The sequence below is a fragment of the Ancrocorticia sp. genome, from assembly GCF_052089425.1.
In the GTDB taxonomy this organism is placed as follows: Bacteria; Actinomycetota; Actinomycetes; order Actinomycetales; family Actinomycetaceae; genus Ancrocorticia.
On sequence record NZ_JBQCZW010000030.1, the window covers coordinates 1 to 25,518 of the forward strand.

Genomic DNA, 25,518 nt, shown 5'->3' on the forward strand with positions numbered 1-25,518 from the left:
TAGGGGCACGGCTCGAAAGAGCCGTGCCCCTAGATCAGTCAATAGCACTCAGCCTAGTAGAACCGATGCATTGATCCTCTCCCGGCAATCAATCGCGATTCCCGGACCATCTTGAGCGAGCATCAGGAGTACTTCTTCTCCAAACGAGCCTCAATCTCCTCAAGGGTGTAAATCTTCGTCTCGGGAACAACCTTCCAGTAGAAGATGAACGCTACAAGGTTGATCGCGGCAAAGATGCCATAGGTTATGGCCCCACCCAGATTCTCAATCATCGGAGGGAACACCGCCGTGACAATCGCGTTCATGATCCACAAGCATCCCACTGCTAGGCCATTTCCAATACCGCGGATCTTGGCGGGGAACAGCTCGCCCATGTAGATCCACACGACGGTGCCAGACTGCTTGATGAACACGAAGATCGCAACCAAAACCAGCACCAGCCACGGGACGATTGTCGGGATGTCCGATGAGAGGGTTCCGTCTGCCTGCTCATAGGGCTGCACTCCGAAGAGGAACACCAGAGCCAGTGTTGATAACGCGATCGTAATACCGAGCTCTTGGTACATTCCCACATGACGGCGAAGGAAGGTGGCAACAACCCATAGGCCAACTCCAGCTCCGATACAGGCGGCCAAACCCGTCAACACATTCAGTGATATAGCATCGGCTGATCCAAACCCAACAGCATGCAAGACCTTCGGCAGGTAATACATGGCGGTATTGATGCCCGTCAATTGGTCAAAGCAACCCAGAATAATTCCAATGATGAGGATCTTCTTCGTCCACTTGGTGTTCCAGGCTTGACGTAGTGTCCACTTTTCTTCTTCAGCTTCTTGGCGGTTGATCTCCACCATCTGCTGAATCTCTTTTTCAACGTTGTCCTTCTCATCATCGCGCAGCCGCTTGAGGGCGCCGATGGCTTCAGGGTAGTGGTAGTTCGCCGCGTACCAACGCGAGGACTCGGGCATCATTCGAATGCCGATCCACAACGCAACAGCCGGGATCGTTGCTAGCACCAGCATGAGGCGCCACGCCTCGCCGTTTCCACTCGTGATCGTCAGACTGTCGATAATTGGCTGAGCATCATCCCAAGACATATGACCATCTGTAGTCTCCACTTGGGGACCACCATTATGCGTGGAGATCCAAGCATTCATCGAATAGGCAACCAGCTGCCCGAACACAATCATGAACTGATCGATCGCAACTAACGGGCCACGCAGGCGCTTAGGCGCACTTTCCGCTAGGAACACTGGAACCGTTGCGGATGCGCCACCAACGGCAAAGCCAAGAATGATACGGAACGGGTAAAGCACCCAGATGTTCGGAGCGACGCTACAACCAATCGTTCCGATGATAAACACGATAGCCAACATCGTGATGTTGTGGCGGCGCCCCCAACGGTCGGACATGCGCCCGCCAACAATGGCTCCAATTGCAGCGCCAATAGCGAGCAGGCCGCCAACCAGCCCCTCTTCAAAAGCCGTCAAATGGAGCCCACCAGCTTCTCCTGGCATGTGCATGAAGGGCAGAGCACCGGCGATAACGCCCGTGTCATAACCGAAGAGGAAAGAACCTAGGCACGCCACAATCGCGAGCAAGCCCAGAGAGCGCTTCTTTCCTGATGGTGGCGTGTTAGCCACCATCTCGGTGATTTCATTGGGAGTCGGATCTTTCCGAACCGTCTCCTCGGGTCTAGCTGTCATGTGGAATACCTCCATCTAGGTCCGCCTGCCGTTGCGGGTCACCATCGGGGCCTGTTTCTCTCCGGCGGATCACTCCTCATCGAGTTGAGCGCGAATTGCTTTGGAGCGCTCTATTTGCGACAGTACTACGCTCTTGATCGTTTTGTCCATACATGTATATGGTGTGAGGTAATTAACAATGCCGACTATTGTCGAGATCGCACACCGGAGCACTCACATTGACAACCCCATATCTCCGCATCAACTAGCCCCGCATCTCCACACCAAGTAGCGCACACTACGTGCCGCAACGTGTGACCTCACCGAATCAAGCCCTATCCCTTATGGCCCATCTTCACTACATAGATCTCCATATTGTCCGCTCTTTAGAATCTTTGTTGCGGACATTAGAGCGCTCCTATAGATTTATCCTGAGGTTCGGCGAACGCGAGCTTCAGAGATTCGAGGAGGAATCGTGAGTCAAGAACTCAAGGTCGGCATCATAGGAACTGGCGTCATGGGGCAAGATCACGCCCGCAACTTCGCCGCCGGCATCCGCGGCGGACTTTTGGTAGCCGTGGCCGACGTCAATACTCAGGCAGCACAGGAACTCGCAGATACAGTGGGCGCGGAACACGTATTTCGCGATGGCGGTGAAATGATTGACTCCGGTCTCATCGATGCCGTCATCATCGCGGCGCCAGATCGATTCCACGCAGAACTCACATTGCGGGCATTGGAAAAGAGGATTCCTGTTCTCTGCGAAAAGCCACTCGCGCCAACGGCCGAAGAAGCTGCCAGAGTGGTCAAGAAGGAAGAAGAGATCGGCGAAGAACTCGTGACAGTCGGCTTTATGCGTCGCTTTGACCCGGGCTACCTCGCTCTTCGCGAGCGCCTAGAAACGCAGCGGGACGGCGCACTGCTGATGTCCCATTCGATTCACCGAAACGTTGAGGCCCATCCTGATGGAAGCTCAGAGGACACCATCACGAATTCCGGTATCCACGAGATCGACATTATCCCGTGGCTCGCCGAAAGCCCGATTGTTCGGGTTGAGTGGCGAGGCGGCCGCCCGTCGTCGCTCATCACGAAGAGGCAAGACCCGCAGCTTCTCCTTATGGAGGATGCCAACGGCACCCTCCATACAGTTGAAGTTCAAGTTCAGGCCCAGTACGGCTATGACGTTCGGTGTGAGCTCGTATGCGAAACAGCGTCTGTCGAATTGCCCCGCGTCCCAAGCTTGGTGGAGCAGAACCCCCTGCTCATCAGTAAGGACTTGACGGCAGGCAACGATTATCCAGCCGATTGGAGGCCTCGCTTTGCCGCGGCATACCGCGCAGAGCTTTCAGCTTGGGTGAGCGCCGCATTGGAGCGCAAGCGCCCAGCTGGTGCAGCGAGTGCACGAGATGCCCTCCAATCCACCATCGTGGCCAATGCTCTCGTTGAGTCCATGCACAAGGGCGAAACCATTGACGTTCCTCCGATTCAGGAGGTGCTCGGCTGATGCGCATCGGTATGGTGACTGACTCCCTCGCCACGCTGCCCTTTGAGGAAATGCTGGATACGGCTGCCTCTTTGGGAATCACCGATCTGGAGTTTCCCACTGGTGGTTGGTCATCGGCTCCACATATCAACACCGAGTTGTTACTAGGTGACGAGAATGCTCGGAACCGTTTTACATCCGCCATTGCTGATCGGGGACTCAGGATCTCAGCGCTGAACGCTAACGGCAATCAGCTCCATCCTCAAATCGGTGATCAGGTGGATGCCGTGGTGCATCGAGCGGTAGAGCTAGCCTCGCTGCTCGAGATTCCAACAGTTGTCCTCATGTCCGGTCTTCCCGCCGGCGCTCCAGGCGATTCCATGCCAAACTGGGTGACTACATCGTGGCCTCCGGAAACTCAGACCATTCTGGATTACCAGTGGAATGACGTTGCGATCCCGTATTGGAAGGAGCTCTCGTCCTTCGGTGAAGAGCGCGGGGTCCGTTTTGCCGTTGAGATGCACGGCGATCAGCTAGTCTACAACGCGGAAACACTGCTCCGGTTGCGGGACGCTGTTGGCACTAATGTGGGGGCAAACTTGGATCCCTCGCACCCTATGTGGATGGGAGCCGATCCACGGGTTGTAGCACGGACCCTTCAGGGAACGATCCACAATGTGCATGCTAAGGATGCCCGCCTCCAGCCACATATAGTCCAAGCACACGGCGTGCTTGGCACCCAACCGCCCGAGCAGTATGCTGACCGTCCGTGGAACTTTGTGACGTTGGGTCTGGGTTATCCTGGCGGGGCACAGTTCTGGGGTCAGTTCCTGTGCGACCTTCGCGCAGCCGGATACGACGGCGTGCTATCTATCGAGCATGAAGATGTTCTCTTGGATTCAGTGGAGGGCCTGAAACAAACCGCAGACCTTCTTCGTGGAGTCCTTCCGGATAAACCCGCGAGCTGGAAGCCGCAAGAGGTCTAGTTCGGGCTTAGGACCCGGTGGTTGGGTTAGAAAGCCCCACCGCCGGGTTCTTGCACGGTAGCCTCTCCGATCAGGTATCCGCCAGATTCCTGCGGGTACTTGACCCTCGAACAACCAGCGTAGAGGGCAAGGAGAGATCCACACTTTTTGTACGCCCATTCGCGATACGATCAATGATAAGTTCGATCGTGCGGTTAGCGATATCTTCCCAGCGTTGATCAATAGTTGTCAGGGATATACCCGGAAACCCGCTGATCCGTGTGTTGTCGAATCCCACCACGCCAACATCATCGCCTGGCTCGAGTCCCGATTCGATGACTGCAGCCAGCACGTCGATCGCAATAGAATCGTTATGACACACCACTCCGGTTCCAGTCGAGTACTGCGCAACGATCTCCCGTGCTGCTTCAGGAGAAGCATCCCACGAGGTGAACTCGGTAATAGCCGGAAGTCCACGCTCCTTCATCATCGCACGGTAGCCCTCCGAACGGCACACAGCGGAGTCCCCCGGAACTTGACGATCGTAGCCAAGAAACACGATCCGGGTATAGCCGGAATCAATCAGATGTTCAGTGGCCAATCGGGTGGCCGCGGTGTCATTCGAGTGAACCACATCTACCCCGTCCGGCGCATGGTTTCGGGTAACGACAACTGTGGGAATTTCTGCGCCAATCTTTGAAATCTCGCCCTCGGAGAGCAATGGTGAAATAAGCACGAGTCCGCCCACGTTCATCTCGACAAACCTTGAGATAGCGGTCGATTCCTCTTGGGCATCTACCGCGACGGGTGCAATGAAAGGAACAAGACCTTCCTCCTCGCACCTACGCCGCATTGCTTCAACGAGGTCAGCGTGAAACGGATTCGTAAATTCGGAGAGAACAATGCCCACAAAGCTCGTCCGCCGGCTGGCGAGAGCACTAGCGGCCACGTTCACCCGATAGTCAAGGCTCTCCATCGCAGCGAGTACCCTGCCTCGCTTCTCGTCCGAGACACGGGGATCTTTACGAACCACCAAAGACACGGTTTGGCGTGAAACCCCTGCAAGGCGGGCCACATCCAATTGAGTAGGTCGGGTTCCCACAGCAAACCTCCACGAATATATTGGCCAAGGATCGGCCACCACTGAACAAGGTCACTATATAAAAGATCTGTGTGGGCAGAACCTGTTGTTCGTTCCACCCACACAGATCAATCGGAGCGTTAGCGTTCAGAGCATCGACTGCTTATGCTCCGGGGAACTCCTTCTGGAGGCGCTCAAGTACACGCGCATTCATTTCATCTGCCCACTCGTGCCAGCCAAAGATACAGACGGAAAGTACTCCGTCAAAGTTGATCTCACGGAGGGCAGTGAACACATCATCCCAGGGCACCTCGCCCTGACCAATTTCATTGTGCTGGTGAACTCGAGCGTCCACTCCAGGCGGATTGATGATGTACCGGTTGCCATCGTTTGCGAGGTGGTTGTATGAATCCGAGATATGCACTTCGCGGAGTTTGGGAGCGGCAGCCTTAATCATGCTGGCCGCATCGCCCACTCCCTTATCCAAATGGAATGTGTGCGGCGTGCAGTACTCGTACCCCAACCATGGGAGATTTGCTCCGCGAATGATCGCGTAAGCCTCTTCCTGCGTTTCAATGAAATCGTACGGATGGGCCTCCATATTGAGTCCGATCCCGTAGTTCTCGAAGACTGGTGCGAGTTCCTCAAGAGAGCGGTACCACTGTTCTTCACACTCCCGCGGGGTGTTCGGATTGCCAGAGAACTCCGAAACAATCTCCCGAACATCCAACTGATCAGCAAGCTCGAGAAGTCTGCGCCAGTTGCGGACCTGCGCCTGCCGCTCGGTTTCATCCGTCGATGACCAGTTGAACACGGGGTTCAGGGTCCGGATATTGACTCCCGTATCCCGAGAGGCCTTCTTCAGCTCTGCGACAAAATCATCATCCGCCTTGGGATAGTGATGCCAGAGATGGAACTCGGTATTCGGGGAAAGCTCTACGTGCTTGAAGCCCAACTCTGCCGCCTTGTACAGGGTCTGCGGCGTGGACATCGAGAAAAAGTACATGTTCGGGTCTAGTGCGATATCAACCATGACATCTTCCTTTCATTGGGGCAGCGGTACCCAGATGTAGCAGCGCTGCAAGGTCGCTTAGCGCTCGTCTCCATCAACTTTGTCACAACAAATCTAGCATAACGCGCGTTAGATCCATGTTGTCCGCTAGAGACCTGAGAAAACGTGCGATCAGCACTGACGGCGATGCGGGGTCCACGTACGCACGCGAACCCCACACCATGTAACCTCACGCGTATTGTCCAGCCTCAGGCGTAGAACGCAGGCTTCTCAATCATGTCAACAGCAACTTCCTTGCCGCCGTTTTCCAGCGATTCCAATCCGGCATCGACAACACAGGTGGCAGCATAGCCGTCCCATGAACTCGATCCAGTGTGCTCGCCCCGCTCAACCGCGCGAATCCACTGCTGCACTTCTTGGTTGAAGGCATCGTGGAAGCGGTCATTGTGGTCCGTGCAAATCCGATGACGGTCCCCAGCGGCATCACGAACGACGCTGCGATTCTGATCGCTCAGCCGGGTTGTCCCTGATTCCATGACCAGCTCGCATTCGATGGAGTACCCAAACTGGATATTGACGTTCACCTCATCGTCAATTAGCACGCCCGATTCGGTCTTAGCAACAAGAACAAGCGGATCGTGGAGATGATCGAAGCGGTGGGAGGTTGAGCGGGGGGTGTCCACCCGAACCGAAACAATCTCTTCGTCTAGGAGGTAGCGGCATGTATCAATCTCGTGGATTGCCGTATCGTCAATCATGTTTCGTGTGGTGTAGTTTTCAGGAACAGATGGGTTGCGGTGACGGCAATGCACCAATGTGGCGTAGCCGAGTTCACCGCCGCGTAGCACATCCCGCATCTCGTTGTAGCCCCTGTCAAACCTGCGCATAAACCCGACGGTGACAACCTTCTTGCCCACCTTTTGCTCCGCGTCCATAATCGCCTTGCAATCTTCGGGCGTGGTAGCCAGCGGCTTCTCGCTCAGGACGTATTTTCCAGCCTCAATGGCTGCGATGATATCTGGGGCATGCACCTTTCCAAAGGTAGCAACCAAAACGGCGTCCACATTCGGATCCGCGATGAGCTCAGAGCCCGAGCCATACGCAGCGGCTCCCAGAGGTTCCGCCACGGCCTTCGCACCATCAATATTAATGTCAGCAACGGCAACGATCTTGCCGCCAGCCAACTCATTTTCGATACGGTCAACATGGGCTCGGCCCATGCCGCCAGCCCCGATTAACCCAATTCCAACAGTCATTCGTCAGTTCCTTCTCTTTAATGTGTGAGTTACTTGAGGCCCAAGCCGCAATCGGCAAGGTAGTTGCGCATGTTGATGGCGTTCTGCTTCGGGAATGTGGGCTCACACGGGTAGCAGTCCTGCTCGCAGATGCAGTAGATATCCTTGTCCAGCTCCGCCAGAGCATCCACAAATGCGTGCATCTCGGGAAGGCCGGCCGGCGGGCACACTGATGCACCCTTCGCAACAGCCTCGCCAAAGGGCCAATCCTTCTCGTGAGCCTCGCGCGTGATGTCCTCATCGAAGGCCTTGATGTGCACGTACGTGATGCGCTCGGGGTACTTCTTCACCAACTCAACCGGATCGCCGCCGCCGTATACAACGTGACCGGAATCGAGGCAGAGGTTCACGTACTTGGGATCAGTTGCATCGAAGATTCGGGCAATTTCCTCCGGGGTCTCGATATGAGAATCGCCGTGAGGATGGAGAACCATCTTCAGGCCGTACTCATCAAGGAGCATTGAGCCAAGCCGGTTCGCGTTATCAACGTAAAGCTTCCAGGCGTCTGGGGAAAGGACACGATCATCGGTCCACTGCCACGTCTTATCATCGCGGTACAGCGGTGGCAGGTGCACAATGTACTCGGCACCCACGGCCGCGTGGGTCTCTGCGATCGCCCTGAAGGTCTTCTCCGTCTCAGCCCAGGCTTCCTCCTTATGCAGAATGCCCCAACCGGTACCGGCAACTACCTTCATGCCAAGTTCGGTTGTCCACTTCGCCAGTTCCTTCGGATCCTTCGGGAAGTATCCGTATGGGCCCGTCTCGATAATCTCAAAACCTGCTGCCGCCATCTCCTCCATTGCTTGGCGGGGATGCATCTGCTTCTCATCCTCGGGGAACCAAACACCCCACTGATCAGGGCATACGCCAATGGCGAGCTTCGAGTATTTAGAATCGTTCGTATTCCGTGCCTTAGAGGCCATGACCTCTCCTCTCCTCATCCTTGAGAGCTCCTACTTTGGAGCGTGCCAACAGTTTATCTCACCAACACGCTATTTGTACAGTCATTTGCTGGTTGCTAAGGACATGAGGCTCGTTCCATGGGAGAACCGCTGAAGAACGACGGCGGTCACCAGACTTCATTGTCCGGTTACGGAAAGAGAGTGGCCGGCCCACTGGGCCGGCCACTCACGTTTCATCGGTAGCACAGCTACCGAATAGGGGTATTAGTCCTCGCGCTGGAAGGACATCGTCGCACTGTAGGACTGCTCAGATGGCCAGCGAGATGTCACTGCCTTGCCGCGGGTGTAGAACTTCACGCCCTCAGGACCATGGATGTGGGTGTCCCCAAGAAGCGACTGCTTCCATCCACCGAAGGAGTAGTAGGCAACCGGGGTAGGAATCGGCACGTTGATACCGATCATTCCGGCCTCAGCCTCAAGAGAGAAGCGGCGGGCCATGCCACCATCGTTAGTAAAGATGGCCGCACCGTTGCCGAACTCCGATGAGTTCACAATCTTGATGGCTTCTTCATATGTGTCCGCATGCACGATCGTCAGGACCGGCCCAAACACTTCTTCCTTGTATGCAGGTGCATCCAGAGGAACGTTGTCGATGATGGTTGGTCCGAGGAAGTGACCGTTCTCGTGACCGGGGATCACGAGTGAGCGCCCGTCAAGAACGATATCGGATCCACGCTGTTCAGCATCGTCGATCAGGCTCACGATGAAGTCCTTGGACTTAGCATCGATGACCGGGCCCATTTCGATGCCCTCACCCATACCTGGTCCAACCTTGATCTTCTCTGCGTGCTCCTTGACCTTCTGCGCAAGAGCTGGTCCAACGCCGCCAACAGCAACAACCACAGGGAGTGCCATGCAGCGCTCGCCTGCCGCGCCGAAGGCCGCAGCTGAGATATGCCCTGCTGCGAACTCCATATCCGCATCCGGCAGAACGATCGCATGGTTGTTTGCACCACCAAGCGCCTGAACACGCTTGCCGTGGGATACGCCAGTGTCCTGAACGATGTGGGCAACGGGAGTTGATCCCACGAAGGAAATTGCATCGATACCGGGATGCTCAAGTACCTTGGTCACCATCGTCCGGTTTCCAGATACCACATTGAACACGCCGTCAGGAAGTCCCGCTTCCTTGTAAAGCTGAGCCGTCAGTAGCGCCGCGGAAGGTGTTGCCGAGGCGGGCTTGAGGATGAACGCGTTCCCGGTGGCGATAGCAACCGGGTGCATCCACATGGGCACCATGGCCGGGAAGTTGAATGGGCAGATTCCCGCCACAACGCCAACTGGCTGACGAAGCGTGTGAATGTCAACGCCACGTGAGATGTCAAAGGAGTGCTCCCCCTTGAGAGCAGCATTGATCCCGCAGGCAAAATCAAGAGTCTCGCGGCCGCGCTGGAGTTCCCCAATCGCGTCCGAGTAGTTCTTTCCGTGCTCAGCCACGATGAGTTTGGCCAGCTCATCCTGATGGTCCAGCACCAGCTGGCGCATCTTAAACATAATGTCAACACGCTTGGCTAGCGGAACCTTTGCCCACGCCTTTTGCGCCGTCTTGGCTACCTCGACGGCATGGTCCAAATCTGCGTCAGACGCCTGCAGCAGCTCCGCCTCTACTTCGCCAGTGGCGGGATTCTCCACCGCGAATCGTCCAGTTGGCGTGCCCTCGTAAGGCGCACCGTCAACCCAGTGTTCAATCGTCTTCATCGTCGCGAACTCCTTGTTTCATGATCGGCACCGTGTGGTGCATGCCGGCATACTTGCCGCGCTCATGTCCACTGTAATACATTCTAGGACTTTTGTCGTTACATTCTAGAAGTGATTTACGTCTTTATTCACTGCTCGAATGCGTCAGGCTGAGCGAGATTTGCGAAAAACACCGGATCTTCAGGGATTACCATGTCAGACGAAATACCCGCTTCGGTCCATCATATGCTCCACCTTGTGCGTGCAAACGAGAAGTCGTTCTAGCTCCACCACGTGAGTTCTAGCTCCACCACGTGAGAACGGAGGAACGAAAAGGACGGGAGTTGGTGCGAGGGCCACACCCCCTAGCATCAACTCCCGCCACATGAGCTCTAACGATCCGACTATTGGCCAGCAGCTCCGCGAAGACTCAGGGCTTCACGCAGTACACATCCGATCGTGTGCTCATTCCCTTGCCCGTCACACGAGATCGGCGAGCAAGGAGTCATTCAATTGTTTCGAGTTGTCAGGTGGCAACTTCGCCGTCGTCGTCAAAAACTCCGAATCCGACGAAGAAGCTAGCGCAACCACCCGCGTACTTATCGAAGGTAATGGCGTTGCGGCTTCTTCGATTCGAGGTACTCCCCATACGCTTGCTGAGTACTCTCGATCCGGGATTCCTGAGAAACCGGAACGTCCCACCAGCTGGAGGAAGGCGGATTAGGACCGTAAAGATCCGTCTCGATGTGAATCATCGTGGCCTTATCCGAAGCCTCGGCTTGACGATACGCGTCCCTGAACTCGTCCATTGTATGGACCTCGATCACATCAATGCCCCATGAACGAGCATTGGCCGCAATGTCCACATCAAGCTTTTGCGAATCAGCCGTGTGATCCGCTGCTTTCCCTCCCACGCGGTAGCGCGTACCGAAGCGCTGGGATCCATGGGATTCTGATAACGATCCGATGGATGCGTAGCCATAGTTTTGAAGGAGAACGTAAATAACCTTCAGGCCCTCCTGAGTGATCGTCGCAAGTTCCATGGGAAGCATCTGATACGTGCCATCCCCAACGATGGCCACAACCTCAGATTCTGGGAGAGCTAGCTTCACGCCCATCGCTGCGGGGATCTCGTATCCCATGCAGGAGAACGCATACTCCACGTGGTACTGAACGGGAGTCTTCGCACGCCACAGCGCCTGAAGATCGCCAGGCATGGAGCCAGCGGCGTTGATCATCACATCGTCATCACCCATCATCTCGTTGAGGGCGCCAAATACATCCGTCTGAGCCGGAAGCGGGCCATGATCAAGGTGGGTGTGCTTGTATACGACCTTCTCCCACGCGTCCTTCTCTTGGGATACCTCGGCAGCATACTCATCGCTCACGCTGTAGCCGTCAAGCTCCTTGGTCAGAGCGGTGAGCGCCTCACGGGCGTCGGCCACCAGCATCTCAGCCGAGTTCTTCACGGCATCGAACGCCCTGACGTTGATGTTGACGAACTTGACGTCCGGATTCTTGAACTGTGTGCGCGAACCCGTTGTGAAGTCCGAATAGCGCGTGCCGATACCAATCACCAGATCGGCCTTGTCAGCCAAGTGATTGGCGGCATCGCCACCCGTGGAGCCCACGCCACCCACCGATTGTGGATGATCGCAGTTAATGGCGCCCTTTCCAGCTTGAGTATCGGAAACCGGGATACCCGTGGCAGCCGCGAACGCGCGCAGCTCCTCGGAGGCCTCCGAGTAGATGGTGCCACCGCCGGATACCACCAACGGGCGCTTGGCATTCCGAATCAACTCCGCGCCCCGCTTCATCGATGCTTCATCGAGCGGCGAGCGGCGAATGTGCCACACGCGCTTATCGAACATTTCCACCGGGAAATCGAACGCCTCTGCCTGCACGTCCTGGGGCATAGCCAGCACAACTGCGCCCGTATCCGCCGGATCGGTGAGGGTACGCAGCGCCTGCATGAGAGATGGAAGGAGCTGCTCTGGGCGGTTGATGCGATCGAAGAAGGCGGATACTGGACGGAACGCATCATTACACGTGGTGTCGAGAGTTTGCGAGTTCTCGATCTGCTGAAGGACCGGATCCGGGTAGCGCGTGGCGAACTGATCTGAAGGGAACAGCAGCACGGGCACCCGGTTCGTGGTGGCCAGCGCCGCACCCGTCACCATGTTGAGGGAGCCGGGGCCAATCGAGGCCGTACACATGTAGGTTTGCAGGCGATTCGTTGACTTGGCGTAGGCGGAGGCCGCATGGACCTCACCCTGTTCATTACGGGGCATAATGTAGGGCATCTCGCCGCCATCTGCCTCCGGATCGAGCTCGTTCTGCAAGAGTGCTTGGCCCAGTCCGGCAACATTGCCGTGGCCAAAGATTCCGAAGGCGCCAGCGATCAAACGCTGTTCCACGCCGTCACGCTCCGAGTACTGATTGACAAGGAAACGGATCGTTGCCTGTGCAACCGTCAAGCGGACGGTTTCTACTGGGGATGTGCTCATTTTTTCTCCTGAGTGAGTATTGTGCTAGCTGGTCTTGGTCATGGGCAGTCGCGGATCAACCTCTTGGGTCTCCCATGTCTGACGAACCCACGTGTGGTGCGGATCGTCCGTCATGAGCCACACCGAATCCTCGGCTGGCCCAGCCATGACGTTGAGGTAATAGAGATCGTAACCGGGAGCTGCAACTGACGGTCCGTGGTAGCCGTACGGCATCACCACAACATCGCCGTCCCGAACTTCGGTGCACACGTCAATGTCGTGACCCGGAGATGGGTATATACGCTGGAGAGCAAAGCCTTCCGTATCGTTATCTCCGCGGCGAACCTCGTAGTAATAGATCTCTTCCAACACGCGCTCGACGTCATTGTGTTCATCGTGCTTGTGAGGGGGGTAGGAGGACCAGTTGCCGCCCGGAGTCAGTACTTCGGTGGCAAGCAAGTGGGAGGTTTCCAGATCGTTGCCGAGCGCATAGTTGTTCACCTGACGCGAGGCCGGGCCAGCGCCTCGGAGGCCAACCTGAACCTCATTGCGCGGGCAGTAGCGTAGGGGAAGATCCTTCGTGGCCTTCGCACCGGGTAGCGAGAAACGCCCGCCAGCCGGCGAACTCAGGCGAACGTCAGTATTGCGCGGGATGTACACGTAATCCGTGATATCCGTGAACACCGATTCGCGTCCCGCTACTTCATACTTCTTCCCCTCAGCCTCAACCACGCATCCCCCTTCAAGGGGAAGGACCAAGTATTCGGCTTCTCCGCCGGGAATTTCCACGCTGGCTCCAGCTGTCAGCCCAACCACCCTCAGGGAGGACCACTCCCATCCGGCCTTTTCTGGCGTGACATCTAGGTTGTACTCATCGTGGGTTGTTTCGCCTGCACGAATCACGTACTTTTCATTACTCATAGCAGCTCCACAGCTTGATCAACGGCCGCCTCGACATCGTCGTTGGGCGGATACAACAGGGATCGGCCAATCACAAGGCCGCGCACGTTGGGCTGAGCCAGTGCCTGTGCCCAGTGTGCGTAGGTAGCTTCTGGGTCATCAGAGACCTCGCCACCAAGAATGAGGCTGGGCATGGTTGTTGCCTCCATGACCCGCTCCATGTCAGGTATGCATGGCAGCTTCAGCCATGTGTGAGCGGATGTCCTCCCAAGCCCGGATGCGATAGCGATCGAACGAATCACCGAATCCACCGAGAGATCGTTGACGATTCTGTCGCCCTTCCATGCTGAGACAAAGGGCTCAACCATAGCGTTAAGTCCGCGCGCAGAAAGGTCATTGATCGCATGAGCACACGCCTCCATCGTGGCTGCGGTGGCGGCGTCCGAGAAGTTGAATCGGAGTAACATCTTGCCACCGATAAGGCCCTGCTCCTGAATGCCAGCTGCGTCGTAACACGTAAACCGGTCATCCATCTCAAATGATGCGCCCTGAAGGCCCGCACGGTTCATGGACCCCCACACCGCTTTGCCATCCAGCGCGCCCAGCAGCGTGAGATCTTCGATCATGTCCGCGGTACCAAGGAATCCATTAACCCCAGGGCGGGAGAGGGCGGCCACACATCGCTGAAGGACATCCTCGCGCGATGCCATGGCCATCCTATTCGGACCGGCACCGAGCGCTCCGCGGGCCGGATGATCACAGGCGATCACCATGAGCCTGTCTAATTCCGTCAGCGCTGGCTGGGCCCGCGCGGCCAAGCGCTGAGCGATCTGGCCCGGATCGGTCGCGCGGATGTTTGAGATCTTCTCAATGAGGCTCATATTTTGTTTCCTGCCTACAGTTTTTCTACAACGGGAGCTGTTTCCGGATGATTCTTGATCTTGTGGAGGATCTCCACTTCCGTGGCCATAGCGGTTGAGCACTCGAGCCGAGAAGCAACGATGGCGCCCGCTGTTGAGGCGAACTGCAAAGCGGTGGGCAGGTCCCATCCTTGAAGGAGAGCGTGGGAGAAGGAGCCACCAAAAGAATCACCAGCACCAAGTCCGTTGAGCACATCCACGGGGGTTACCGGTACAACGATGCGCTCCTCACGAGTCTTTGCCAGAGTCCCAAGTGGGCCTTGCTTGACTACCGCAATCTCAACACCGCGCTCAAGTAGGGCGTCTGCAGCACGATCCGGTTCAGTTTCACCCACAGCTATCCGGCATTCTTCCTTGTTGCCGATGGCCACGTTGACCTTGGAGAGCATGCGCTCAACTTCTGCGTGTGCAATCTCTTCGTTCTCCCAGAACGAATCGCGGTAATCCAAGTCAGCGATGGTCCAGCCACTCTTGCCGCGTACATCCAACGCGTGGTTGTGAGCGGACCTCGATGGCTCCTCGGAGAGGCCCGTGACGGAAAGCCAAAACACCTTCGCATCCCGAACAACCTCGTCCGGAATCTCGTCGGGAGTGAGCTGCAGGTCGGGAGCCGATGGTTCGCGGTAGAAATATAGAGGGAAATCGTCAGGGGGAAAGATTTCACAGAACGTTACGGGAGTATTGAACTTCGGGTTCTTAACAACAAACTCGTCAGACACTCCGAGGCGGCGCATTTCGCGCCGAACAAATCGACCAAACGGATCGTCACCAACTGCCGTAATGATGGCCGTCCGGTTGCCCTGACGTGCCGCTGCCACAGCAACGTTCGTTGGTGACCCTCCAAGAAACTTTCCGAAACTTGTCACATCTTCGAGTCCCACTCCTGTTTGGAGGGGGTATACATCTACACCGGATCGTCCGATTGCGACGAGGTCCATCGGATTTCCAGCACTTGAACTACGCATTGTTAGTTCCTTCCACAACTCTGGGGAGCGAGACAACTATAATGTATGCGAAACAAGCCCGTACGTCAACTGTTTGTTCTAACAAAATACGCAGAATCCTGTTCTCGAGTACCATCGAGGAAATGCCGAAACACACCGATTATGTAAAGGGAATCTCATGGCCGACCCATCCTCCAAGACGGAGAATCCATTCGCTCCGCAATTGGTTCTCGATCGCGATTCCGGAACCCCGCTCTACCAGCAAATTGCGAACCCCCTAGAAGAGGCCATCACAACGGGGAAGGTGGAACCTGGGCGACTGATTGAGGACGAGGTGTCCATGGCTGCACGGCTGAGCGTTTCGCGCCCAACTGCCCGCCGCGCCTTACAAGATCTCGTTTCGCGCGGACTCCTTACCCGCCGGCGCGGCGTCGGAACGCGCGTCACCCCATCTCAGGTGCGCAGGCCACTCTCTCTCACGTCCTTGAATGACGATCTCACGAAGTCAGGCTTCGAGCCCCATACGGAAGTCATGAGCTACGAAGTTAAGCTCGCCTCCGAGAAAGAAGCCGAGCTCCTTGGCTGCCCTACCGGCACCGAGATCATTCAGGTGCGCCGCCGCCGCTTCATTGATGAGCGGGCGCTCGCCATTATGCTGAACCTCCTGCCAGCCGTTAGCGCGCCAACGCTCACTGAACTGTCAACTTCGGGACTCTATGCCTCTCTTGCGAAACGCGGAGTACAGCCAGCCACGGCACAGCAGTCAGTAGGTGCTCGCATCGCAACTGAAGAAGACGCGACTATCCTCGAAACCGAACCCGGCGCCGCACTCCTCACGATGCAGCGCACCGCCTATGATGCCGCGGGTGCAGTGGTTGAGTACGGATCGCACATATACAACGCGGATCTCTACTCTTTCCACTTCGCCTTGGGTGCCGAGTAGTTCGATAGCTCCCTTTTTCGCCACGTCGCTGCTGGGTATACCGTGTGGCGCAGGTACTCTCAGGTCGAGTTTGCCCCGCCCACCGTTACCGGTATCAGTTTGGTTATCTGGAACGGGTTTGTGACGACGGCGATGCCCGCCGCACTAACCATTCATTTGCGGTGGGCGACTGGCGATGCAGCAGGCAGCGTGACAACATAAGTGGTTCACGTCACATTCCAGAATGCGATCTTTAAGTAATTACGCTTCGATTCGACGTTTTCCCAGTGATATCAAGGATGAAGTCGGCCCAAACTTGCGCCAATCACTTCAAGCTATCTAAGCGAAGAAAAGTTGGAGCGCGCTATTTCATACGCCACTACCACGTCCTATTGACAGGACAATTCGAGTAACGTCATACTCTTATCAACGCCTTAACGCGCGTTAGTCAACAACCCAATGGAACCAACGGAGGTTCAAAATGAGCAAGGATACGCTCAACGTTGCCGTGATCGGCGCAGGTATGGCCGGAACTACGCATGCCAATGCGTGGCGTCAGGTAGGAACCGTCTACGATCTTGGATTGCCGAAGATTCACCTACACACAATCGCCGATGCATACATGCCATTCGCTGAGGACGCCGCCGAGCGCTACGGCTATGAGCATGCGGTTGACGATTGGAAGAAGGTCGCCGACAACCCTGAAATCGATATCGTCTCGATCGTTGTCGGCAACGCTCTACACCGCGAAATTGCCGAGGCCCTCATCCGCGCCGGCAAGCATGTTCTCTGCGAGAAGCCTATCGCTGACACTCTCGAGAACGCCAAGGCCATGGCCGAGGCAGAGAAGGAAGCTGGAGTAGTCACCTCCGTGGGCTTCACCTACCGCCGGAATGCCGCACTTGCGCAGGTCGCAAAGCTTGCCAAGGAAGGAAATCTCGGTCAGGTTTCCCATATCGATGCCCGGTACTGGTGCGATTACGGCTGTGATCCAAACACTCCGATGGCCTGGCGTTACAAGGGCCCCATGGGCAGTGGCGCTCTGGGCGATGTTGGTTCGCACCTCATTGATTCGGCCGAGTTCGTGTGTGGCCCACTCAAGGCTGTATCTGGTGCAACGATGGCTACCGTCATCAAGGAACGCCCCGTAGCCCAGGGCCACGTTACCCGCGGAACCGCGCTCGATACGTCCAACGCTGAGATGGATACCGTAGAAAACGACGATGTTGCTACCTTCACGGCCGAATTCGAGAACGGCGCGATCGGCACCTTCTCCTGCTCTCGCGTTGCGTGGAACATGCCAAACTCCATGCAGATCCAAGTACTCGGAACTAAAGGCCGCGCCGGGTGGGACCTTGCACGGTCCGGTGAGATCGAAGTAGACGATGAGAACTCTCCTGCAGGTCTGGGTGGACCGCGTCAGGTACTCGTTAACCCCGATTTCCCCTACTACGCACGTGGCAATTCCATGCCAGTAGCTGGTGTGGGACTTACCCAGATCGAGCAGTTCACCTATCAGGCCTACGCCTTCCTCCAGCAAGTCGCAGGTGTGGAGAACGGTCTGCCAAAGTGCGCGACATTCGCTGACGGCTACCGCGAGATGCGTATCGCTGATGCAGTTGCACGTTCAGCAGCGGCTGGCGGCGCACGCATCGAAATTCAGTAACTTCCCATGGGGGTGGGAGTCCATCGAGGTTCCCACCCCCGCTTACACCTCACGACATGATGCCGCATCCTCGGCATACTGGCGATTCAACGGTTAAAGTCAGCAACCTGCTGTCACCGTTCTCTTTTTTATCTGCCTCACTCAGTGAGGAAACCAAAGGAGACAAGGATGTCATCCCCATCTACTATCCCACCTAGGCTATCGTCCGAAGACGTTAGCGAACTCGTTGAGAAAACTCCGCCATCTGGCAAGAAGCGCTCAGTTGGGTTTGTGGCTTTCGCGGCAACCCTCGGTTCTTTCCTCTTCGGCTATGACACGGGCGTCATCTCCGGCGCCCTTCCTTACATGCAAATGCCTACGGATGGCGGCGGCCTAGCGCTTACGCCAGTTGAAGAAGGGCTGGTTGGCTTCTTCCTGCTTATTGGATGCGCCTTCGGTGCACTCTTCGGCGGTCGTCTCTCCGATAAGTACGGGCGCCGCCATAACATCTTGTTACTTGCTGCGATCTTCCTTATTGGCGCCATTGCATGTGCCGCCTCTCCGAATCTCCTGATTCTTTACCCGTCCCGGTTCCTTCTGGGATGTGCCGTGGGTGGTGCTTCGGCTACTGTTCCCGTTTACCTTTCCGAAACTGCTCCCAAACGGATACGTGGTGTGCTCGTAGGCATCGATCAGCTCATGATCGTCACCGGCCAGCTTTTCGCTTTCATCGTGAACGCCGTCATCGCTAATATCACAGGCGGCCCTGACGTCATTCTCCAGCAGGTGGCCGCGGGAACTACCGCGAGAATCAATGGTGTTGAAACAACGCTTCAAGCTGGAGAGATGTACTCCTACGATGTCATGAGGCATATCGATCCGGCACTCTTTACGATCGATCACGGCAACGGCGATACCTGGCGCTATATGCTTCTTGTCTGCACAATTCCGGCGATCGCGCTGTGGATTTGCATGCGCATGATGCCGGAATCCTCACGCTGGCACGCGGCCAACTTTCAGTTCGCTGAAGCGATTGGCTGCTTGAAGCGTGTACGTACTGAGAAGGATGACATTCCTGGCGAGGTCCAGGAAATGGTGGATGCTCGGCAAAGCCAAGATTCTGAAGTGAAACTAGGGCTTAAACAAATACTGAAGATCAAATGGCTACGAAGACTCTTGATTATCGGAGCTCTCATAGGCATCTTTAATCAGACAACCGGCGTCAACACGATGATGTACTACGCCCCCAAGGTCCTCCAGCAGGCTGGATTTGGCACACAGGCGGCGATCACCCTCACCGTGCTGACGGGCGTTGCCTCGGTAATAGGTTCGGCAACCGGCCTCTATCTCCTCGCCAGATTCAGCCGCCGTACGGTTCTGATATTTGGTACAAGCGGCCTAACTGCCATGCTTGTTGCGCTTGCTCTCATATTCCAGTTCGGTATCACTCCACACATGGACGCGGATGGAAACGTACTGGACTCTATGCCTGACTTCGTCCCATATCTGGTGGTTGTAGCGATTGTGCTGTTCATGATGTTCATGCAGTCAGGCAATGCGCCCGCTACCTGGGTGATCATGGCTGAGCTGTTCCCGGGAAGCATTCGCGGCGTGGCAATGGGACTTGCCGTGTCCTGTATCTGGATCAGCAACGCGATCATCACCTTCGGCTTCCCGCCAATTATGGACGCGGTTGGTCCAACATGGACTTACGCCATGTTCGCCATCATCAACGTCATTGCAGTCACGTGGATGATTAAAGTTGTTCCAGAAACCAAGTACTCGTCACTTGAAGAGCTCGAAGTGGAATTCGAGGAGCGGTACTCCTAAACCGGAACGTATTCCGTAGATAACTGGAAGTAACTGTGATGGCGGGTGGGCACGCTCAGTGTCTCCCGCCATCACAACCTTTAACCGACATTCCCTACATCACACAGCATTCGTTCAAAACGTATTGACATTGCTTAATCTTTGTCAGTATGTTTAGTTGTGTAGTCACAGACATATCAAAGACGCTTGTCTACTTGCATCGACTTAGGAGCACTAGTGAGTAACCCCTCTCAGACCCCCGGCCCTCTACTGACTGCCGCGCAGAGCTTCGATACCGTTCTCTGGAACGATTCGGCAGATCTCGACGAGCTTTCACAGTCCATTTCGTTCGGTGGTGTAGGCGCCACCTGTAACCCGGTTATTGCCTACACAACCATCTCGAAGCACCCTGATATCTGGAAGGCCCGCATTCAAGAGATTGCTGACGCCAACCCAACATGGGGAGAATCTGAGATCGGCTGGCAGACAGTCAAAAACATGTCCGTTGAGGCAGCCAAGCTTCTTGAGCCCGCATTCGAGAAGTACAACGGGCGCAATGGACGCCTCTCCGTCCAGACCGATCCTCGCTTCCATCGCGACGCCAAGAAGCTGGCCGATCAAGCCGTTGAATTCTCCGAGCTTGCGCCCAACATCGTGGTGAAGGTGCCAGCCACCAAGGTTGGCATCGAGGCAATTGAGGATGCCACCTACCGTGGTGTCTCGATGAACGTCACCGTTTCCTTCTCCGTACCGCAGGCCGTCAAGGCTGGCGAGGCCATCGAGCGTGGACTTGAGCGCCGCAAGGCCGAAGGCCATGACATTTCCACCATGGGTCCGGTTGTCACCATTATGTGTGGTCGCCTCGATGACTGGCTCAAGAGCGTTGTTGCTCGCGATGGCATCTACATCGATCCATCCGCTCTGGAGTGGGCAGGCGTTGCTGCATTCAAGAACGCCTACCGCATCTTCCAGGAGCGCGGCCTAACAGCCCGCCTGTTGTGCGCTGCCTTCCGTAACGTGCTCCAGTGGTCCGAATTCCAAGGTGGGGACGTCGTGGTTTCCCCGCCATTCAAGTGGCAGCAGATCATCAACGCATCGGACTACGAACCCGTTGCACGCATGGATGTTCCAGTTGACGAGTACTACATCAATCAGCTGCGCCGCATCCCGGACTTCAACCGCGCCTATGAGGAAGACGGCATGAGTGTTGAAGAGTTCGAGACCTTCGGTCCCACTGCCAAGACTCTGCGCCAGTTCCTCAATGCTGACGCCGATCTGGACGCACTGGTTCGCGACATTCTGGTTCCAGCGCCGTAATCTCGTGGGCTAGGTCAGATCACTCCCCCGACGTAGTCCATGCCGGCAAGGGCGGGGCATCTTTCGAGATGCCCCGCCCTTTTTACTCGCAGGCGAACGGACGAAAGGGCAAGGCCCGCATGAGTCAGCCGAGGATCCCCGAATCCACGCGTCCCCAATTCCCCGCATAGAATCGCCCAAGAGTTTCCTTCTTGAACTCGGTGTAGGTGCCTTCTTCCATGGCACGGCGAATTCCGGCTACGAGGTGCACGGTGTAGTACTCGTTGTGGATGGTGGCGAGCGTGGAGCTGATCATTTCCTTCGCCTTGAAGGCGTGATGAAGGTAGGCACGCGAAAAATGCGTGCACGTGTAGCACTTGCAGCCGGGAACAAGCCGGCCAAAATCGCGCTTGAACTGCTGGCGCGTCACGTTGAATCGGCCGTCGGGCGAATAGATGGCGGCGTTGCGGGCAACGCGTGAGGGGTTCACGCAATCGAAGGTGTCCGCCCCGGCCTCCACAGCCGCAAAGAAATCGTCAGGCTCGGAGATTCCCAAGAGATGCCGGGCCCGATCCTCCGGAAGCTCCTCGCTCACCCATCCCACGATGGTCCCCAGGTTCTCCTTCTCGAGTGCTCCGCCGATGCCAAATCCATCGAAGCGTTGACCATCGATCTCCATGGCACCCAAATCCCGTGCTGCCTGACGCCGCAGGTCCTCGTATTGTGCACCCTGAATCACACCGAAAAGCTGCTGAAAGGGCTTGCCCTCACGCTCCGCGGTCAGCTCCCGGTGGGCAGCAAGGCACCGCTCCGCCCACCGCCGTGTCCGCTCCAGGGCCTCTTCCTGATATCCGCGTGAGTTGAGCAGCGTGGTGAGCTCATCGAATGCGAACATGATGTCCGCGCCCAACTCGTGCTGGATCTTCATCGAAATCTCAGGCGTGAACCGATGTACCGAGCCGTCGAGGTGCGAACGGAACCACACGCCGTCGTCGTCAACATTGGCTAAGCGCTCCTTTGACGGCGCGACGTCCAAATCGTTCTTTCCCTTGCCGGAAAACTCCTCGGACAGGACCTTCTTGAACCCGGATCCCAGAGAGAGCACCTGAAAACCGCCGGAATCAGTGTAAGTGGGCCCGCGCCAATTCATGAAGGTGGAGAGCCCGCCGGCCTCGTCGATGATGTCCGAACCCGGCTGCAGATACAGGTGGTAGGCGTTGGCCAGCACGGCCTGCGCGCCCAACTCCGCCACGGACTCGGGGAGCACGGCCTTGACCGTAGCCTTCGTGCCCACGGGGATGAAGGCGGGAGTCTCGATATCCCCATGCGGCGTGTGAATCACGCCCGTGCGCCCCAGCGGCGCCCCCGTGAGCTTGCCGTGGGCGCCATCTTCTAGACGAGTTCGGAGCGTGAAACCGGTTGTATCCATCAGGTTCTTTCTGTTTTTTCTCTGATCATTGGCGACGACGGGTCCGAGTACCTCAGGGATGCGGAGCGGCGGGCTGGGATCTAGTCTTCGTTCCCCGAGCGTTCGCTCGCTGACTCCCCGTGTTCCTTCCCGGCGTATTCCGGTTCGCGGCGCTTCAGCCAACCCACTACAGCATAGGTGACCGGCAGGAGAATGGCCTCAACGGCCACCTTGTAGATGAAGCCAACAACGGTGAGGTTAACGATCGTTTCCAGCGGCATGTCGCCAGCAAGAATCACGCTGCCCCACGCCACGGCGCAGAATACAACGGTATCCACGGCCTCGCCCACGAGGGTTGATCCCATGAGCCGCGCCCACAGGTGCTTTTCGCCCCAGCGCTTCTTGATGCGCACCAGGACATAGGAGTTCAAGAGCTGCCCGCACAGGAATCCCAACGTGGAGGCGGCCACGAAGCGCGGCACCACACCTACGACGGCAGCGAACGCGTCTTGATCCACGTAATCGCCCGAGGGCGGCAGCGCCACCACAATGGCGAACACGATCGAGGCCACAAGCTGCACCAAAAACCCCGTGACGATCACCCGGCGCGCACGGCGGAAGCCGTACACCTCAGACAGCACATCACCCAGTACATAGGTGAGGGGGAAGAGGATCGCGCCACCATCGAAGACAAGATGGAGCGGGCCAAGATCCAGCCCGATCAGCTTGGTGGCGGCAATGTTGGACACCAAGAGGAACGCCACGAATACAACGGCGATGATGTCATAGTATCCCCGGGCTGATCTTGGTGTGGGCGCGGATTCGGGCGCGGGCACCACCCCGCGCTTTGGAGATCCACTTCCGGTGGCAGAATCCGAGCTGGCGCTAGAATCCGGACTGGCGCTATTGGGACTATTAGGCGTGGTGTTATTGGGCGTAGGCATACGGCTTCCTGTCAATACGTATATTTCCAGTTCGCCCGGCGCTGCCACCACCAGGTCCTGCGGCATCGCCAAGCTGTAGCAAAGTGCGATGCCCAGAGAACGCCGATCGCTCGACAATCCGAGTCAAGTGTAGCGGACGCGCCAACAAACCCGGAACGTGGAGCATTGACACACGCCACCGCTAGGCAGAAGATAGCGAGGTGTCTGCGATGAACAACCCGATGGAATGGGTTTCCATCATTGTCCTGATCGGTGTGCTCGCCTTTGCCGTCACCCGCCCGAAGGGCCTGCCGGAGGCCGTGGCCGCCGTGCCCGCCGCCGCGTTCCTCATCGCCATCGGCGCCATCGATCTGCCCACCACGGGCGAAGAAGCCGCCAGCCTAGGCCCCACCGTAGGCTTTTTGGCCGCCGTTCTGGTCCTTGCAAACCTCTGCGAGAAGGAGGGCCTGTTCACCGCAGCCGGCCAGCTCATGGCCAAGGGCTCCAAAGGAGATCCGAAACGCCTACTCGCCCTCGTGTTCATCGCCGCCGCCATCACCACCGCCGTCCTGAGCCTCGACGCCACCGTCGTGCTTCTCACGCCAGTCATTTTCGGCACCGCCGCCCGCATGGGTGCGCGCCCCAAACCCCACGTCTACGCCACCGCGCACCTCGCCAACTCCGCCTCGCTCCTCCTCCCGGTCTCCAACCTCACGAACCTCCTCGCCATGAACGCCTCCGGCCTGAGCTTCGCGAAGTTCGCCATGATCATGGCACTTCCGTGGGCACTGTCCCTCGCCGTTGAGTACATCGTTTTCCGCGTGAGATTCCGCGGGGATCTTTCGTTGAAGCCCCCGCGCGGAAAGAATAATAACGACGACGACGTTGTGGTCCCGAAGTTCGCCGTTGCGGTACTGGGCATCACGTTGATTGGGTTTGTTGCATGTTCCCCGCTCAATATCGAGAGCTTCTGGGCGGCCCTCCTTGGCGTTGTTCTGCTGGCGGGAAAGCGCCTCATCGTGAACTCGGAGCCCAAGAAGCGCCAGATCGTGGACCTGCTCAAGGCCATCAACGTGTGGTTCATCCTGTTCGTGCTCAGCCTAGGCATCGTGGTGCGGGCTGTGGTAGACAACGGCCTATCCGAAACCCTGAGCCATGTGGTCCCGGCCGGCAACAGCCTGCTGACGATGCTGGCTCTGGCGTTCATCGCCGCACTGCTGGCCAACACAGTCAACAATCTTCCGGCGGTCCTCGTGTTGCTGCCGCTCGTGGCTCACGCGGGCCCGCCCGCCGTGTTGGCCGTGCTCATCGGCGTGAACATCGGCCCCAACCTCACCTACGTGGGATCTCTGGCCACACTCCTGTGGCGCCGGATTCTCAAAGAACGTGATCAAGACACAGAAGTCATGGAGTTCACCAAGCTGGGGCTGCTGACGGTTCCGATAAGTTTGGTGTTGTGTACGTGCGCCCTGTGGGGCGTCACGCATCTGTTAGGAGTATGAGATGAAAGTAGTTGCATGGATTGCACCGGGAACATGGGACGCCGTCGTCGCCACGGCAAATAAGCGCCCACACACGGACCGCATCACTCTCGTGGCGGTGGCGGACAATACTCAGGACGTGCCCTCCGGGATGCTATCCGGGCTCATGGGCCGCGCCCACGCGCCCGGCTACGAATACTATGACAAGGTCAGCAAGGAAGCCGCCCAAGGCCTCTTGGATCAGGCGAAGGGCCAGCTTGGCCGCGAGTGCGAGACCCGGCTCCTCGTTGGCAAGACAGAAGAAGTGGTCACGGAATCTTTGGAGGACGCCGGGCTGCTCATCCTTGCCCGTGACGGCGACAGGTCGCGGCTCGGCCCCAAAAGCATCGGGCGGCACACGCGATTCGTTCTGGACCACGCACCCTGCACGGTGGCTCTCGTGTGGCCGGGCGAAACCCCGCCACTGGAATCGATTCCCGAGACGCTTCCTCCCGAGGAAGACCCGGCGAACCTCCCCCACGAGAGGGACAACGGCTAAGAGCCCCTTAGGACGGCTAAAGACCCCTAAAACTGGATGCGGATGACCTGCTGGCCGTCAGCGTCACTGACCTCTTGGGTGATCTG

At 57.1% G+C, this 25,518-nt stretch carries 20 protein-coding genes; 8 read left to right on the forward strand and 12 right to left on the reverse strand.

Features of this window, described 5'->3' with window-relative positions; translation table 11 throughout:
- Positions 1-122: 122 nt before the first annotated feature.
- Positions 123-1,706: an MFS transporter gene (locus ACTHV6_RS09395; protein ID WP_441387168.1), complete on the reverse strand. Its 1,584-nt coding sequence runs from the start codon at positions 1,704-1,706 to the stop codon at positions 123-125.
- A 454-nt stretch (positions 1,707-2,160) separates the two neighbouring features.
- Between ACTHV6_RS09395 and ACTHV6_RS09400 the strand changes: the two genes are divergently transcribed.
- Both ACTHV6_RS09400 and ACTHV6_RS09405 read left to right on the forward strand, forming a co-directional pair.
- Positions 2,161-3,189 carry a Gfo/Idh/MocA family protein gene (locus ACTHV6_RS09400; RefSeq protein WP_441387169.1) on the forward strand — a complete coding sequence of 343 codons (1,029 nt, stop codon included), beginning with the start codon at positions 2,161-2,163 and terminating at the stop codon, positions 3,187-3,189.
- Positions 3,189-4,154: a sugar phosphate isomerase/epimerase family protein gene (locus tag ACTHV6_RS09405; RefSeq protein WP_441387171.1), complete on the forward strand. Its 966-nt coding sequence runs from the start codon at positions 3,189-3,191 to the stop codon at positions 4,152-4,154. The genes ACTHV6_RS09400 and ACTHV6_RS09405 overlap by 1 nt, the downstream gene beginning before the upstream one ends.
- 70 nt (positions 4,155-4,224) lie before the next feature.
- Here the strand turns inward: ACTHV6_RS09405 and ACTHV6_RS09410 are convergent, their stop codons facing one another.
- The 9 genes from ACTHV6_RS09410 to iolC form a co-directional block, all read right to left on the reverse strand.
- Positions 4,225-5,277: a LacI family DNA-binding transcriptional regulator gene (locus ACTHV6_RS09410; RefSeq protein WP_441387172.1), complete on the reverse strand. Its 1,053-nt coding sequence runs from the start codon at positions 5,275-5,277 to the stop codon at positions 4,225-4,227.
- 100 nt (positions 5,278-5,377) lie between these two features.
- Positions 5,378-6,247, reverse strand: coding sequence for a sugar phosphate isomerase/epimerase family protein (locus tag ACTHV6_RS09415; protein WP_441387173.1), 870 nt, complete (start codon positions 6,245-6,247; stop codon positions 5,378-5,380).
- Between the two features lie 227 nt (positions 6,248-6,474).
- A complete protein-coding gene (locus ACTHV6_RS09420) occupies positions 6,475-7,482 on the reverse strand; it encodes a Gfo/Idh/MocA family protein (protein ID WP_441387175.1) in 1,008 nt (335 codons plus the stop codon).
- A 29-nt stretch (positions 7,483-7,511) separates the two neighbouring features.
- A complete protein-coding gene (locus ACTHV6_RS09425) occupies positions 7,512-8,444 on the reverse strand; it encodes a sugar phosphate isomerase/epimerase family protein (protein WP_441387177.1) in 933 nt (310 codons plus the stop codon).
- Positions 8,445-8,687: 243 nt separating this feature from the next.
- Entirely contained in the window at positions 8,688-10,181 is a 1,494-nt protein-coding gene (locus tag ACTHV6_RS09430; protein WP_441387179.1) for a CoA-acylating methylmalonate-semialdehyde dehydrogenase, read from the reverse strand.
- A gap of 578 nt (positions 10,182-10,759) precedes the next feature.
- Positions 10,760-12,667: a 3D-(3,5/4)-trihydroxycyclohexane-1,2-dione acylhydrolase (decyclizing) gene (gene iolD, locus ACTHV6_RS09435; RefSeq protein ID WP_441387181.1), complete on the reverse strand. Its 1,908-nt coding sequence runs from the start codon at positions 12,665-12,667 to the stop codon at positions 10,760-10,762.
- 24 nt (positions 12,668-12,691) lie between these two features.
- On the reverse strand, positions 12,692-13,567 hold the full coding sequence (gene iolB, locus ACTHV6_RS09440; RefSeq protein ID WP_441387182.1) for a 5-deoxy-glucuronate isomerase: 876 nt from the start codon (positions 13,565-13,567) through the stop codon (positions 12,692-12,694).
- Positions 13,564-14,427, reverse strand: coding sequence for a Cgl0159 family (beta/alpha)8-fold protein (locus ACTHV6_RS09445; RefSeq protein WP_441387184.1), 864 nt, complete (start codon positions 14,425-14,427; stop codon positions 13,564-13,566). The genes iolB and ACTHV6_RS09445 overlap by 4 nt, the downstream gene beginning before the upstream one ends.
- A 14-nt stretch (positions 14,428-14,441) precedes the next feature.
- A complete protein-coding gene (gene iolC / locus ACTHV6_RS09450; protein WP_441387186.1) occupies positions 14,442-15,431 on the reverse strand; it encodes a 5-dehydro-2-deoxygluconokinase in 990 nt (329 codons plus the stop codon).
- A 157-nt stretch (positions 15,432-15,588) separates the two neighbouring features.
- Between iolC and ACTHV6_RS09455 the strand changes: the two genes are divergently transcribed.
- The 4 genes from ACTHV6_RS09455 (at position 15,589) to ACTHV6_RS09470 (ending at position 21,103) form a co-directional block, all read left to right on the forward strand.
- Positions 15,589-16,353 (forward strand): GntR family transcriptional regulator, encoded by a 765-nt coding sequence (locus tag ACTHV6_RS09455; protein WP_441387187.1) that lies wholly within the window; start codon positions 15,589-15,591, stop codon positions 16,351-16,353.
- Positions 16,354-16,813: 460 nt separating this feature from the next.
- Positions 16,814-17,998 (forward strand): Gfo/Idh/MocA family protein, encoded by a 1,185-nt coding sequence (locus ACTHV6_RS09460; protein WP_441387189.1) that lies wholly within the window; start codon positions 16,814-16,816, stop codon positions 17,996-17,998.
- Positions 17,999-18,166: 168 nt separating this feature from the next.
- Positions 18,167-19,807, forward strand: a complete 1,641-nt coding sequence (locus ACTHV6_RS09465) for an MFS transporter (RefSeq protein ID WP_441387191.1) — start codon at positions 18,167-18,169, stop codon at positions 19,805-19,807.
- 216 nt (positions 19,808-20,023) lie between these two features.
- Positions 20,024-21,103, forward strand: coding sequence for a transaldolase family protein (locus ACTHV6_RS09470; RefSeq protein WP_441387192.1), 1,080 nt, complete (start codon positions 20,024-20,026; stop codon positions 21,101-21,103).
- A gap of 124 nt (positions 21,104-21,227) precedes the next feature.
- Here the strand turns inward: ACTHV6_RS09470 and tgt are convergent, their stop codons facing one another.
- Both tgt and ACTHV6_RS09480 read right to left on the reverse strand, forming a co-directional pair.
- Positions 21,228-22,511: a tRNA guanosine(34) transglycosylase Tgt gene (gene tgt, locus ACTHV6_RS09475; RefSeq protein WP_441387193.1), complete on the reverse strand. Its 1,284-nt coding sequence runs from the start codon at positions 22,509-22,511 to the stop codon at positions 21,228-21,230.
- Between the two features lie 80 nt (positions 22,512-22,591).
- Entirely contained in the window at positions 22,592-23,434 is an 843-nt protein-coding gene (locus tag ACTHV6_RS09480; protein WP_441387194.1) for a queuosine precursor transporter, read from the reverse strand.
- 209 nt (positions 23,435-23,643) lie between these two features.
- On the opposite strand from ACTHV6_RS09480, the gene ACTHV6_RS09485 reads away from it, so the two are divergent.
- On the forward strand, positions 23,644-24,915 hold the full coding sequence (locus ACTHV6_RS09485; protein ID WP_441387195.1) for an SLC13 family permease: 1,272 nt from the start codon (positions 23,644-23,646) through the stop codon (positions 24,913-24,915).
- A gap of 1 nt (position 24,916) precedes the next feature.
- Positions 24,917-25,432, forward strand: coding sequence for a universal stress protein (locus ACTHV6_RS09490; protein WP_441387197.1), 516 nt, complete (start codon positions 24,917-24,919; stop codon positions 25,430-25,432).
- Positions 25,433-25,518 lie beyond the last annotated feature (86 nt).

What these genes read in the sequence shown, in the direction of transcription:
- ACTHV6_RS09395 (WP_441387168.1), bottom strand. Translation starts at nt 1,706, where the DNA reads ATGACAGCTAGACCCGAGGAGACGGTTCGGAAAGATCCGACTCCCAAT.
- ACTHV6_RS09405 (WP_441387171.1), top strand. Translation starts at nt 3,189, where the DNA reads ATGCGCATCGGTATGGTGACTGACTCCCTCGCCACGCTGCCCTTTGAG.
- ACTHV6_RS09415 (WP_441387173.1), bottom strand. Translation starts at nt 6,247, where the DNA reads ATGGTTGATATCGCACTAGACCCGAACATGTACTTTTTCTCGATGTCC.
- ACTHV6_RS09420 (WP_441387175.1), bottom strand. Translation starts at nt 7,482, where the DNA reads ATGACTGTTGGAATTGGGTTAATCGGGGCTGGCGGCATGGGCCGAGCC.
- ACTHV6_RS09425 (WP_441387177.1), bottom strand. Translation starts at nt 8,444, where the DNA reads ATGGCCTCTAAGGCACGGAATACGAACGATTCTAAATACTCGAAGCTC.
- ACTHV6_RS09430 (WP_441387179.1), bottom strand. Translation starts at nt 10,181, where the DNA reads ATGAAGACGATTGAACACTGGGTTGACGGTGCGCCTTACGAGGGCACG.
- iolD (WP_441387181.1), bottom strand. Translation starts at nt 12,667, where the DNA reads ATGAGCACATCCCCAGTAGAAACCGTCCGCTTGACGGTTGCACAGGCA.
- iolB (WP_441387182.1), bottom strand. Translation starts at nt 13,567, where the DNA reads ATGAGTAATGAAAAGTACGTGATTCGTGCAGGCGAAACAACCCACGAT.
- ACTHV6_RS09445 (WP_441387184.1), bottom strand. Translation starts at nt 14,427, where the DNA reads ATGAGCCTCATTGAGAAGATCTCAAACATCCGCGCGACCGATCCGGGC.
- iolC (WP_441387186.1), bottom strand. Translation starts at nt 15,431, where the DNA reads ATGCGTAGTTCAAGTGCTGGAAATCCGATGGACCTCGTCGCAATCGGA.
- ACTHV6_RS09455 (WP_441387187.1), top strand. Translation starts at nt 15,589, where the DNA reads ATGGCCGACCCATCCTCCAAGACGGAGAATCCATTCGCTCCGCAATTG.
- ACTHV6_RS09460 (WP_441387189.1), top strand. Translation starts at nt 16,814, where the DNA reads ATGAGCAAGGATACGCTCAACGTTGCCGTGATCGGCGCAGGTATGGCC.
- ACTHV6_RS09465 (WP_441387191.1), top strand. Translation starts at nt 18,167, where the DNA reads ATGTCATCCCCATCTACTATCCCACCTAGGCTATCGTCCGAAGACGTT.
- tgt (WP_441387193.1), bottom strand. Translation starts at nt 22,511, where the DNA reads ATGGATACAACCGGTTTCACGCTCCGAACTCGTCTAGAAGATGGCGCC.
- ACTHV6_RS09480 (WP_441387194.1), bottom strand. Translation starts at nt 23,434, where the DNA reads ATGCCTACGCCCAATAACACCACGCCTAATAGTCCCAATAGCGCCAGT.
- ACTHV6_RS09485 (WP_441387195.1), top strand. Translation starts at nt 23,644, where the DNA reads ATGAACAACCCGATGGAATGGGTTTCCATCATTGTCCTGATCGGTGTG.
- ACTHV6_RS09490 (WP_441387197.1), top strand. Translation starts at nt 24,917, where the DNA reads ATGAAAGTAGTTGCATGGATTGCACCGGGAACATGGGACGCCGTCGTC.